Below are 11,944 nucleotides of genomic sequence, written 5' to 3'. Positions count from 1 at the left end.
CTGCGCCGCGGTCGATGATCGTCCCATGGGTGGATCCTCCTTCCCAAGAATAGCACGGGAAGAAGGTTAAGTGGACAGGTGACCGCAGGCCAGACGAAGATCGGCGACAAAACCGGCCGCGTCGAAGCCCTTGTCGGCGCCCAGCGTCAGTTGCCGGGTCGATCCGGGGGAATGATGGTGGATCATGTCCAGCGCCGCGCGCCGTTCGGCATGGCCGTCGGCTTGCGTCAGCTCGCCCTGCACGATCAGACCGGAACGGCTCTCCATCAGCGCATGGCCGATGAAACACAGCATCGCCCCGGTGCCAGGTGATTTCTTGTAAAGACGCGCATCCGGATCGGTGGTCGAGGCATGGGTGCCGTTGGATCGCTTCTCGTCCCGGAAGTCGACTTCGGCGTTGCGGCCCGGACGGCTGGAGCGGGGCATCGGGTTTGTCTCGGCTTCGGTCGGTTGGATCGGTTCATCGATGGCGGCGTCGGGTTCGGGCGGGCCGCCCGGGTCGTCGTCGTGCAGACTGTCCTCCGGCTTCGCCTGGAAACTGATAGTGCCCCGCGGCGTGGTGTAGGATCGCCGACCCTTGGAGAGGTCAGGGCTTGCTCAGGTCGCCACGGCGGGCAACCTGACGTTTGGACTGTCGGTGGAGCGAGCATGACGTGCTGGCCTACATGGCCTTCCCGCGCCAGCACAGGACCAAGCTGCACAGCACCAACCCGATCGAGCGCCTGAACAAGGAGTAAAGCGGCGCGCCGATGTCGTGGGCGTTCGGCCCTCCCTCGGACCGATGGCGGGCGTGCCTCACTCCCCAACGAGGCCTCGATCATGCGCCTGATCGGCGCCGTGCTGTTCGGGCAAAACGACGAATGGCAGACATCGAGCTGCTACATGATGGTCGAGGCCTTCGCCGAGATCGACAAGGAGGAGATCGATCCCTTTCTCAGCATAACCACGAAAGCCGCCTGATCATGCCCTCAGGCCATCCAGGAATTTACACCACCTTGACGGACGTGACCCGTCCAGCGCCGATAGCTCCCTTGCAATGCGCGGCATCCTTTACCCAGACTGTTACCCGCCATAGAATGTGTGACTGGACGCGACAGGGTGCAATGAGCAGCGACAGGGAATGCCAGCGTTTATTGAGGTATGGCGTCACCGTGCTGCGCTATGCAGCTGATAAAACAGGGAAATGGCGGCCATTCCAGCCGCCGCCCGAATTGCCGCGATCCGGCGCTGCGGCTGTCCTGCGCTGCCCCCGAGGCTACTTGCCAAACATCGTGACGCATGACCTGGCCGGGCCCTAGGACGGCGCCCGCTGCCAAAGTCCGCCCGCGGTGTCCTGCGCATGGGCGATGACGCGTTCGCGCAGCTTGCGTGCCAGCGGCGACAGTGGCCGGCGGCGCAGGTTCAGCAGGTAATAGGGCGCAACGCGGATGTCGTGCCGCACCGGCAGGGCGGCGAAACCGGCGCTGACCGGCGGCTGCGTCAGCAATTGCGCCACCTCTTGCGACAGCGGCGCCACGGCATTGCCCTGCGCCAGATAGGCGATGGTGAACAAGAGCGACGGGCTGTTGACGACATTGCGCGGCTCGTTCAGGCCAAGCGCCGCGAAGGCGGCCCGCGTCGCCTCGCGGATCGGCGCGCCGCGCTGCTGCATGATCCATTCGTGGTCGTGCAGTTCCGTCAGCGTGACCGAGGCGGCGCGGTTCAGCGGATGGTGTTCGCGCACCAGCAGCGCCACCCTTTCGTCGCGCATCGGCAGCACGGTGAACTCGCGGCTTTCGAATTCGGGCAGGATGCGGCCCAGCACGAAATCCATCTCGCCCGCTGCCAGACGCGCCAGCAACTCGCGCGAGGGCAGGACATCGACGGTGATGTCGGCCTCGGGGGCAAGCTGCTTGATCTCGCGCACCGCCGAGACGAGGAAGCCGACCGCGGGCCCGGTCACCGCGCCGACATGCGCCGAGCCCGCCAGACCGTCCTGCATGGCGCTGACCTCGGCGGCGATGCCGCGCATCTCGCGCAGGATGACGCGGATGCGGCGCAGCACCGCCTGGCCGATCTCGGTCGGCACCATGCCGCGCGGGTGGCGCAGGAACAGCTTTGCCCCCATCAGCCGCTCGGTCTCGGCCAGCATGCGCGAGGCGGCGGGCTGGGTCATGGCGCAGGCATCCGCCGCCAGTTGCAGCTGGCGATGTTCGGCGATGGCCTGCAGCAGCCGCAACTGCGCCGGCTTCAGCATCAGGCGATTCACAGAAACTGGCATATCAGCTCAGGTATGCTGGCGGCGAATAAACTCATTTTACCGATATGCTGCGGCATTGCTAGCCTTGCCGCGCGCGCTTCCGCAAAAGGAATCCGCAGGGAGAAAGCTCGCGGCCGCGTGACGCCGCAGGGAGGAACAGATGAAATTCAGAACGGCAGCGGTTGCGCTGGCAATCGGCGTGTCCTGGCTGGCCACGGGTGCCATGGCCGAAACCGTCGGCATCTCGATGCCGACCAAATCCTCGGCGCGCTGGATCGCCGATGGCGACAACATGGTCAAGCAGTTCCAGGCCGCGGGCTATGAGACCGACCTGCAATATGCCGAGGACGACATCCCCAACCAGCTGGCCCAGGTCGAGAACATGATCACCAAGGGCGCCGACGTGCTGGTGATCGCCGCCATCGACGGCACCACGCTGACCAACGCGCTGGCGAACGCCAAGGCCGCCGGCATCAAGGTCATCGCCTATGACCGCCTGATCCGCGACACGCCGGATGTGGACTATTACGCCACTTTCGACAATTTCAAGGTCGGCGTCGAGCAGGCCAGTTCGCTGGTCGCCGGCCTGAAAGAGCGCTTCCCCGACAAGAAGCCGTGGAATGTCGAACTGTTCGGCGGCAGCCCGGACGACAACAACGCCTATTTCTTTTATGACGGTGCCATGTCGGTGCTGCAGCCACTGATCGACGACGGCTCGATCGTGGTCCGCTCGGGCCAGACGGGCATGGACAAGGTGGGCACGCTGCGCTGGGACCCGGCCACCGCCCAGGCGCGCATGGACAACATCCTGTCGGCGAACTACACCGACGAGCGGGTGAATGCGGTGCTGTCGCCCTATGACGGGCTTTCGATCGGCATCCTGTCGTCCTTGAAGGGCGTGGGCTATGGCTCGGGCGATCTGCCGATGCCGATCGTCAGCGGCCAGGACGCCGAGGTGCAGTCGGTGAAGTCGATCGAATCCGGCGAGCAGTATTCGACCGTGTTCAAGGACACGCGCGAACTGGCCAAGGTTACCGTCGGCATGGTCGATGCGCTGATCAAGGGCACCGAGCCGCAGATCAACGACACCAAGACCTATGACAACGGCGTCAAGGTCGTGCCCTCCTACCTGCTTGAGCCGGTGCCGGTGGACAAGTCGAACTGGAAGAAGATCCTGCTCGACTCGGGCTATTACACCGAAGACCAGCTGAAGTAATTTCGCATGGGATCGCCCGGCCACGGGCGATCCGCACCCGCCAGACAGCGAAGGGGGGCCAGCATGACCGCGCTGCTGGAAATGCGCAGTATCACCAAGACATTCCCCGGCGTGAAGGCCCTGGACAACGTGTCCATCCGCGTGCGCGAGGGCGAGATCCACGCCATCTGCGGCGAGAACGGCGCCGGCAAGTCCACGCTGATGAAGGTGCTGTCGGGCGTCTATCCGCATGGCAGCTACGAGGGCGAGATCGTCTATGACGGCCAGCCGGCCGCCTTTGCCTCGATCCGCGACAGCGAGCAACGCGGCATCATCATCATCCATCAGGAACTGGCGCTGATCCCGCTCCTGACCATCGCCGAGAACATCTTTCTGGGCAATGAGCGCGCAAGCCGCGGCGTCATCGACTGGCCCGAGACATTCCGCCAGACCGAGACCCTGCTGGCCAAGGTCGGGCTGAAGGAAACCCCCGGCACCCTGGTCGAAACCCTGGGCGTCGGCCGTCAGCAACTGGTCGAGATCGCCAAGGCGCTGAGCAAGGACGTGCGGCTTCTGATCCTCGACGAGCCCACGGCGGCGCTCTCCGAGGCCGACAGCCAGGCGCTGCTCGACCTGTTGCTGGAGTTGAAATCGCATGGTGTCACCTCGATCATCATCAGCCACAAGCTGAATGAGGTGCGCCGCATCGCCGACAGCGTGACAGTGATCCGCGACGGCGCCACCGTGTCCACCATCGACGCCCGCGCCGAGGCGCTGTCCGAGGACCGCATCGTGCGCGACATGGTCGGCCGCGACATGGCGCATCGCTATCCCGAGCGCCCGCGCCGCGCCGGCGAGGTGGTCTTTGAACTGAAGGGCTGGAACGTCTGGCACCCCGAGCACCGCGACCGGCAGGTGATCCGCGACCTCTCGATGCAGGTGCGCGCCGGCGAGGTGGTGGGCATCGCCGGGCTGATGGGCGCCGGCCGCACGGAACTGGCGATGAGCATCTTTGGCCGCAGCTATGGCCGCGACATCGCCGGCGAGGTGCTGATGCACGGGCGCGCCGTCGATGTCTCGACCGTGGACCGCGCCATCGTCGCGGGACTTGCCTATGTGACCGAGGACCGCAAGTCGCTGGGGCTGATTCTTGAGGACACCATCCAGCGCAACACCACGCTGGCCAACCTTGCCGGCGTCGCCACGCGCGGTGTCATCGAGGACGGCCGCGAAACCGAAGTGGCCGAGAAATATCGCAAGGCGCTGCGCATCCGCACCCCTTCGGTGTTCCAGAAGGTGATGAACCTCTCGGGCGGCAACCAGCAAAAGGTCGTGCTGGCGAAATGGCTGTTCACCGAGCCGGACCTTCTGATCCTCGACGAGCCGACGCGCGGCATCGACGTGGGCGCGAAATATGAAATCTACAGCATCATCAATGAACTCAGCGCGGCGGGCAAGGCCGTGGTCATGATCTCGTCCGAGATGCCCGAACTGCTGGGCATGTGCGACCGCATCCATGTCATGAACGAGGGCGCCTTCGTGGGCGAATTGTCGGCGGCCGAGGCCAGCCAGGAAGCGATCATGTCGCTGATCGTCAGGGAATAGGGAGAGGGGCGATGGAGCAGACCGCAAACGCCACGCGCGCCGGCATCGGCGCCTATATCATCAATCACATCCGCGACTATGGCCTGCTGTTCGCGCTGATCGCGATCATGGTGTTTTTCCAGATCGTGACCGCAGGCACGCTGCTCAAGCCGGTGAACATCACCAACCTGTTCCTGCAAAACAGCTATATCATCATCATGGCGCTCGGCATGCTGATGGTGATCGTTGCCGGCCATATCGACCTGTCGGTGGGCTCGGTCATGGGCTTTGTCGGTGCGCTGGCGGCGGTGATGATCGTGAACTGGGACCTGCCGGTGGCGCTGGCCATCCCGCTGTGCCTGATCTGCGGCGCGCTGATCGGGGCGGCGCAGGGATATTTCGTCGCCTATTGGAAGATTCCCTCGTTCATCGTCACGCTGGCGGGGATGCTGGTGTTTCGCGGCCTGTCGCTGTGGCTCTTGCAGGGCCAGTCGGTGGGGCCGTTCCCGCAAAGCTTCCAGGCGCTGTCGAACGGCTTTGTCCCCGACCTGCTGGGCCTCGGGCAACCGAATGCACTGGCGCTGGCGGTCGGCGCGGTGGCGGTGCTCTTGCTGGTCTGGCTGGGCCTGCGCGGCCGCGCCCGCAACGCCCGCTACGGCGTCGAGGACGAGCCCTTCGGCCTGTTCGTGCTGCGCAATGCCATCGTCGGTGCCGCGATCCTGTTCGTGACCTGGAAGCTGGCCTGGTTCCGCGGCCTTCCGAACGTGCTGCTGTCCATGGTGATCCTGACCGTGGTCTATGTCTTTGTCACCGAGCGCACGGTGCTGGGCCGGCGCATCTATGCCGTGGGCGGCAACGTCAAGGCGGCCAAGCTTTCGGGCATCAGGACCGAAAGGCTGACCTTCCTCACCTTTGTCAATATGGGGATCCTGGCGGCGCTTGCGGGCATGGTCTATGCCGCGCGGCTGAACACGGCGACGCCCAAGGCGGGCTTCGGGGTCGAACTCGACGTGATCGCGGCGGTGTTCATCGGCGGCGCCTCGATGGCGGGCGGCTCGGGCAAGATCGTCGGCGCGGTGGTCGGCGCCTTCATCATGGGGGTGATGAACAACGGCATGTCCATCCTTGGCATCGGCATCGACTATCAGCAGGTGATCAAGGGGCTGGTGCTGCTCGCCGCGGTGTTCTTCGATGTCTACAACAAGAACAAGAAGGGCTGAGCCATGTTTCTTTCGCAACTGCTGCTGGCAGACGGCAGCCGCGCGGTCGCCATGCGCAACGAGGCGGGGGCGCATCTGGTCCCCGGTGCGGCTTCGGTGCGCGACCTCGCGCTGGCCGCGATCGCGACCGGGCGCGGCCTGGCCGACGAGATCGGCCGCCGCGGCCCCGGCATGGCGGTGGATCTGGCCGCCGCCCTTTCCGAGGGCCGGTTGCTGGTGCCGCTGGATCATCCGGACCCGGCGCATCTGCACCTGACCGGCACCGGGCTGACGCATCTGGGCTCGGCCGCGACGCGCGATGCCATGCATCACGGTGCCGATCCCGAGGACATGACGGACAGCATGAAGATGTTCCGCATGGGCCTTGAGGGCGGCAAGCCCGGTCCGCGACAGGTCGGCGTGCAGCCGGAATGGTTCTACAAGGGCAATGGCCATGCCGCGGTGGCGCCGGGCGCGGCGCTGCAATCGCCGGGCTTTGCCCTGGACGCCGGCGAAGAGCCCGAGATCGCCGGGCTTTACCTCATCGCCCCCGACGGCCGCCCGTTCCGGCTGGGCTTTGCCCTGGCCAACGAATTCTCGGACCATGTGACCGAGCGCGGCAACTATCTGTGGCTGGCGCATTCCAAGCTGCGCCCGGCCAGCTTTGGCCCCGAACTGCTGTTGGGCGAATTGCCGCAGCATGTCGAGGGCATGAGCCGGATCTGGCGCGACGGCAGCCTGATCTGGGAAAGGCCGTTCCTGTCGGGCGAGGCGAACATGTCGCATTCGCTGGCCAATCTGGAACACCACCATTTCAAGTATGACCTGTTCCGCAGGCCGGGCGACGCGCATGTGCATTTCTTCGGCACGGCCACGCTTTCTTTCGCCGACGGCATCTCGGCCTGTCCCGGCGACGAATTCGAGATCAGCAGCGAAGCCTTCGGCCTGCCGCTTCGCAACCCGCTGGTCCAGCAGTCCAAGGACGCGACCCCGGTCGCCGTCGCAGCACTCTGAAGGTTGAACCCATGTCTTTCAAACCCGCTCAATGGCCCCGCAAGCTGCGTTCGCAGGAATGGTATGGCGGCACGTCGCGCGACGTGATCTATCACCGCGGCTGGATGAAGAACCAGGGCTATCCCCATGACCTGTTCGACGGCCGCCCGGTGATCGGCATCCTGAACACCTGGTCGGACCTGACGCCCTGCAACGGCCATCTGCGCGAACTGGCGGAAAAGGTGAAGGCCGGCGTCTGGGAGGCCGGCGGATTTCCGGTCGAGGTGCCGGTGTTTTCCGCCAGCGAGAATACCTTCCGCCCGACGGCGATGATGTTTCGCAACCTTGCGGCGCTGGCCATCGAGGAAACCATCCGCGGCCAGCCGATGGACGGCGCGGTTCTGATGGTCGGCTGCGACAAGACCACGCCCAGCCTGATGATGGCGGCGGCCTCCTGCGACATCCCCTCGATCGTGGTGACCGGCGGGCCGATGCTGAACGGCTATTTCCGGGGCGAGCGCGTGGGTTCGGGCACGCATCTGTGGAAGTTCAGCGAGGCCGTGAAGGCCGGCGAGATGACGCAGGAGGAATTCCTCGAGGCCGAGCAGTCGATGAGCCGCTCTTCGGGCACCTGCAACACCATGGGCACGGCATCGACCATGGCCTCGATGGCTGAGGCGCTGGGGATGGCGCTTTCGGGCAATGCCGCGATCCCGGCGGTGGACAGTCGCCGCCGCGTCATGGCGCAGATGTCGGGCCGGCGCATCGTGCAGATGGTCAAGGACGACCTGAAGCCCAGCGACATCCTGACCAAGCAGGCGTTTGAAAACGCCGTGCGCACCAATGGCGCCATCGGCGGCTCGACCAATGCCGTGGTGCATCTGCTGGCGCTGGCGGGCCGGGTTGGCGTCGATTTCACCCTGGACGACTGGGACCGCTGCGGCCGCGATGTGGCCACGATCGTGAACCTGATGCCCTCGGGCAAATATCTGATGGAAGAGTTCTTCTATGCCGGCGGGCTGCCGGTGGTGCTGAAGCGCCTGGGCGAGGCCGGGCAGTTGCACAAGGACGCGCTGACCGTCAGCGGTGCCACGATCTGGGACGAGGTCAAGGACGTGGTGAACTGGAACGAGGAGGTGATCCTGCCCGTGGGCAAGCCCCTGACCGACCAGGGCGGCATCGCGGTTCTGCGCGGCAATCTGGCGCCCAAGGGCGCGGTGATCAAGCCCTCGGCCGCGACGCCCGCGCTGATGCGCCACCGCGGCCGGGCCGTGGTGTTTCAGGACATCGACGACTACAAGGCGCGCATCGACGATGACGCGCTGGATATCGACGAGAACTGCGTCATGGTGCTGAAGAACTGCGGCCCCCGCGGCTATCCCGGCATGGCCGAGGTGGGTAATATGGGCCTGCCGCCCAAGGTGCTGAAAAAGGGTATCACCGACATGGTGCGCATCTCGGACGCGCGCATGTCGGGCACGGCTTACGGCACCGTGGTGCTGCACACCTCGCCCGAGGCGGCGGCGGGCGGGCCCCTGGCGGTGGTGCGCGACGGCGACATGATCGAACTGGACGTGCCGGCGCGTCGCCTGCATCTGGACATCAGCGACGCGGAACTGGCCGCGCGTCTGGCGGAATGGCAGCCCACGCATGACCTGCCGCCCAGCGGCTATGCCTGGCTGCACCAGACGCATGTGATGGGCGCCGATACCGGGGCGGATCTTGATTTCCTGCTGGGCTGCCGCGGCAATCCGGTCGGCAAGGACAGCCACTGATGAAGCTGGCGCTGGTTGGCATCGGCAAGATCGCGCTGGACCAGCATGTGCCGGCGCTGGCGGCCAGCCCCGACTGGGATCTGGCCGCCACCGTCTCGCGCCATGGCACCGTCCCGGGCGTCGAATCCTTCACCCGCATCGAGGACATGCTGGAGGCGCGCCCCGACATCGGCGCGGTCAGCCTGTGCCTGCCGCCGCAGCCGCGCTTTGCCGTGGCCCAGGCGGTGCTGGCCGCCGGGCGTCACCTGATGCTGGAAAAGCCGCCCGGCGCCACGCTGGCCGAGGTGCATATCCTGCAGGAGATGGCCGCGGCCAGCGGCGTCAGCCTGTTCGCGACCTGGCATTCGCGTATGGCCCGCGCCGTGGCCGCGGCGCGCGACTGGCTGGCAGGATGCGAGATCCGGCAGGGCCGCATCACCTGGCGCGAGGATGTGCGCAAATGGCACCCGGGACAGGACTGGATTTTCGAGGCCGGCGGCATGGGCGTCTTCGACCCCGGCATCAACGCCCTGTCGATCCTGACGGAAATCCTGCCCGCGCCGGTGCATCTGCTCTCGGCCGACCTGGATTTTCCGGAGAACCGCCAGGCGCCGATCGCCGCGCGGCTGGCGCTGTCGCAGGGCATCACCGCGGATTTCGATTTCCGCCAGCAGGGGCCGCAGACCTGGGACATGGAATTCGTCACCGACGCGGGCACGCTTGCGCTGCGAATGGGCGGCAATGTGCTGGAGATCGACGGCAAGGTCGCCGCGGGCGAGGCCGACATCATGGGCGAATACCCCGCACTCTATGCGCGCATGGCCGATCTGGTGCGGTGCGGCGCCTCGGATGCGGATCTGGCGCCCATGGTGCTGGTTGCCGATGCCTTCACGCTGGGCCGGCGCAACAGCGTCGCACCCTTCGATTTCTGACCTGACCGAGGTGGCGCATGAAAGCCTTTGACGACCGTCCCTGCGATCTGGGCGAAGGCGCGCTCTGGCATCCGGCGCGCGGGGAATTTCTGTGGTTCGACATCCTTGGCCAGCGCCTGCTGGGGCAGGGCGCGCAGGAATGGCGCTTCGACCGCATGGTATCGGCGGCGGGCTGGGTGGACCGCGACCGGCTGATGGTCGCGACCGAGACCGGGCTGGCGCTGCTCGATCTGCGGGACGGTGTGCTGGCCCCCCTGATCGCGGTCGAGGCCGAGGACGGCGGCACGCGCTCGAACGACGGGCGGGCGGACCGGCAGGGCGGGTTCTGGTTCTCGACCATGGGCAAATCGGCCGAGCCGGGGCGCGGCGCCATCTATCGCTGGCATCGCGGCACGCTGCGCCGGCTGGTCTCGGGCATCGGCATCCCGAACGCGATCTGCTTTTTCCCCGACGGGCGGCTGGCGCATTACGCGGATACCGCGCTTGGCCGGGTCTGGCGCCAGCCGCTGGACACTGACGGCTGGCCCGAGGGCGAACGCCAGCCCTGGCTGGACCTTGCGCCCCGCGGCCTGAACCCCGATGGCGCGGTGATCGACGCCGAAGGCGGCTTTTGCTGCGCGCATTGGGGCAGCGGCGCGGTCCTGCGCCATGACCCTGCCGGGCAGGTCACCGATGAATATCGGGTCGGCGGGCTGCACGCCAGTTGCCCGGCCCTGGGCGGCGCGGATCTGCGCGACCTCTTGGTGACCACCGCGCGCCAGGGCATCGCCGTGCCCGACGCCGCCCAGGGCCTGACCTATGTCCTGCGCGCCCGCGTCGCCGGCCTGCCCGAGCCGCGGGTGATCCTGTGACGCGGCGGCACTTCGGCGCGCTGCCGGACGGGCGCGAGGTCGAGGCTGTCAGCCTGCGCGCTGGCGGGCTTGGCGCCACGGTGCTGACGCTTGGCGCCATCGTGCAGGACCTGCGGCTGGACGGAATCGCGCACTCCCTGGTGCTGGGTTGCCCCGAGCCCGGCGACTATCTGGGCGCGGGGCGCTATCTGGGCGCCATCGTCGGCCGCTTTGCCAACCGCATCGCCGGCGGGCGCTTTGCCATCGACGGGCAGGACTACCAGTGCGACCTGAATTTTCGTGGCCGCCATACCCTGCACGGCGGCACTGAGGGCACCGATGTGCAGATCTGGTGCATCGAGGCGCTGGCCGCGGATCGGGTGACGCTGGCGCTGTCGCTGCCCGACGGCCATATGGGATTTCCCGGCGCCATGCGCATCACCGCCGGCATCAGCCTGACCGCGGATGCGCTGCGTTTCGACCTGTCGGCGACGGCCACGCGGCCGACGCCCTGCAGCCTGGCGCATCACGGCTATTTCGATCTCGACGGGCTTGGCGATATCCGCGGCCACAGCCTGACGATCGCGGCCGAGCATTACCTGCCGGTGGATGACGACCTGATCCCCACCGGCCGCATCACCCCGGTCGGAGGCAGCCGCTTTGACTTTCGCCAGCCGCGGGTGATCGGCGCCGAGGGCCATGACCACAATTTCTGCCTGTCCTGCGGCCCGCGCGCCCTGCGTCCGGTGGCGCGGCTCTGCGGTCAGGGCGGGCTGGCGATGACGGTCGCCACCACGGCGCCGGGGTTGCAGCTGTATGACGGCGCGCATCTGTGCGACGTGCCCGGCCCCGAGGGCCGCCGCCATGGTCCGCATGCCGGGCTGGCGCTGGAGACCCAGGCCTGGCCGGATGCGCCGAACCGGTCCGAGTTCCCGAACGTCATCCTGCGCCCGGGCGCCAGCCATTGCCAGACCACGATCTATCGCTTCGAGACCTGAGCTGCGCTAAAGCATTTCTGTTGAACCCTGAATCGCTGGGGTTCCGTCGCAGTGTGGATCGTGATTCCCTTCTGTCTGGGAGGACGGATCATGTCAGCACCCTTGCCGTCGGCGCTTCGGACGCGGTTTCAGCGATATATTGAAGGGGCTATGGCTGAAAATGGGTGATGGGGCCTGAGAAGGCGGCGTATCGTGGCGGGTGTCGAAGCCTGCCAGAACC

The 11,944-nt window shown here is 66.6% G+C and carries 9 protein-coding genes and 2 pseudogenes; 9 read left to right on the top strand and 2 right to left on the bottom strand.

Annotated elements, in window-relative coordinates; translation table 11 throughout:
- Window positions 1–93: 93 nt before the first annotated feature.
- Window positions 94–444 (bottom strand): annotated as a pseudogene (locus WMK75_RS16635) (IS5/IS1182 family transposase); the annotation flags it as partial.
- A gap of 197 nt (window positions 445–641) precedes the next feature.
- Here WMK75_RS16635 and WMK75_RS16630 point away from each other — a divergent pair.
- Window positions 642–960, top strand: a pseudogene (locus tag WMK75_RS16630) (transposase); the annotation flags it as partial.
- A gap of 334 nt (window positions 961–1,294) precedes the next feature.
- On the opposite strand, the gene WMK75_RS16625 reads toward WMK75_RS16630, so the two are convergent.
- Window positions 1,295–2,236: a LysR family transcriptional regulator gene (locus WMK75_RS16625; protein ID WP_347268721.1), complete on the bottom strand. Its 942-nt coding sequence runs from the start codon at window positions 2,234–2,236 to the stop codon at window positions 1,295–1,297.
- Window positions 2,237–2,399: 163 nt separating this feature from the next.
- Between WMK75_RS16625 and chvE the strand changes: the two genes are divergently transcribed.
- The 8 genes from chvE (at window position 2,400) to WMK75_RS16585 (ending at window position 11,724) form a co-directional block, all read left to right on the top strand.
- Window positions 2,400–3,455, top strand: a complete 1,056-nt coding sequence (chvE, locus tag WMK75_RS16620; protein WP_347268720.1) for a multiple monosaccharide ABC transporter substrate-binding protein — start codon at window positions 2,400–2,402, stop codon at window positions 3,453–3,455.
- Between the two features lie 63 nt (window positions 3,456–3,518).
- Window positions 3,519–5,039 (top strand): multiple monosaccharide ABC transporter ATP-binding protein, encoded by a 1,521-nt coding sequence (gene mmsA / locus WMK75_RS16615; protein ID WP_347268719.1) that lies wholly within the window; start codon window positions 3,519–3,521, stop codon window positions 5,037–5,039.
- Between the two features lie 11 nt (window positions 5,040–5,050).
- Entirely contained in the window at window positions 5,051–6,238 is a 1,188-nt protein-coding gene (mmsB, locus tag WMK75_RS16610) for a multiple monosaccharide ABC transporter permease (protein ID WP_347268718.1), read from the top strand.
- 3 nt (window positions 6,239–6,241) lie between these two features.
- Window positions 6,242–7,231, top strand: coding sequence for an AraD1 family protein (gene araD1 / locus WMK75_RS16605; protein WP_347268717.1), 990 nt, complete (start codon window positions 6,242–6,244; stop codon window positions 7,229–7,231).
- Window positions 7,232–7,242: 11 nt separating this feature from the next.
- A complete protein-coding gene (araD, locus tag WMK75_RS16600) occupies window positions 7,243–8,985 on the top strand; it encodes an L-arabinonate dehydratase (protein WP_347268716.1) in 1,743 nt (580 codons plus the stop codon).
- Entirely contained in the window at window positions 8,985–9,896 is a 912-nt protein-coding gene (locus WMK75_RS16595; protein ID WP_347268715.1) for a Gfo/Idh/MocA family oxidoreductase, read from the top strand. The genes araD and WMK75_RS16595 overlap by 1 nt, the downstream gene beginning before the upstream one ends.
- Before the next feature lie 17 nt (window positions 9,897–9,913).
- Window positions 9,914–10,747: an SMP-30/gluconolactonase/LRE family protein gene (locus tag WMK75_RS16590; RefSeq protein WP_347268714.1), complete on the top strand. Its 834-nt coding sequence runs from the start codon at window positions 9,914–9,916 to the stop codon at window positions 10,745–10,747.
- Window positions 10,744–11,724 (top strand): aldose epimerase family protein, encoded by a 981-nt coding sequence (locus tag WMK75_RS16585; RefSeq protein WP_347268713.1) that lies wholly within the window; start codon window positions 10,744–10,746, stop codon window positions 11,722–11,724. Before WMK75_RS16590 ends, WMK75_RS16585 begins: the two co-directional genes overlap by 4 nt.
- Window positions 11,725–11,944 lie beyond the last annotated feature (220 nt).

Origin of the sequence: Paracoccus sp. (in: a-proteobacteria) (genome assembly GCF_039808215.1) — a bacterium.
Taxonomy (GTDB): domain Bacteria; phylum Pseudomonadota; class Alphaproteobacteria; order Rhodobacterales; family Rhodobacteraceae; genus Paracoccus.
The sequence above is the reverse complement of the archived record's forward strand: the minus strand, read 5'-3'. Positions and strand labels throughout refer to the sequence as shown.

Bases quoted from the DNA above. Each gene is read 5' to 3' on its own strand.
- WMK75_RS16625 (WP_347268721.1), bottom strand. From the start codon at position 2,236: ATGCTGAAGCCGGCGCAGTTGCGGCTGCTGCAGGCCATCGCCGAACAT.
- chvE (WP_347268720.1), top strand. From the start codon at position 2,400: ATGAAATTCAGAACGGCAGCGGTTGCGCTGGCAATCGGCGTGTCCTGG.
- mmsA (WP_347268719.1), top strand. From the start codon at position 3,519: ATGACCGCGCTGCTGGAAATGCGCAGTATCACCAAGACATTCCCCGGC.
- mmsB (WP_347268718.1), top strand. From the start codon at position 5,051: ATGGAGCAGACCGCAAACGCCACGCGCGCCGGCATCGGCGCCTATATC.
- araD1 (WP_347268717.1), top strand. From the start codon at position 6,242: ATGTTTCTTTCGCAACTGCTGCTGGCAGACGGCAGCCGCGCGGTCGCC.
- araD (WP_347268716.1), top strand. From the start codon at position 7,243: ATGTCTTTCAAACCCGCTCAATGGCCCCGCAAGCTGCGTTCGCAGGAA.
- WMK75_RS16595 (WP_347268715.1), top strand. From the start codon at position 8,985: ATGAAGCTGGCGCTGGTTGGCATCGGCAAGATCGCGCTGGACCAGCAT.
- WMK75_RS16590 (WP_347268714.1), top strand. From the start codon at position 9,914: ATGAAAGCCTTTGACGACCGTCCCTGCGATCTGGGCGAAGGCGCGCTC.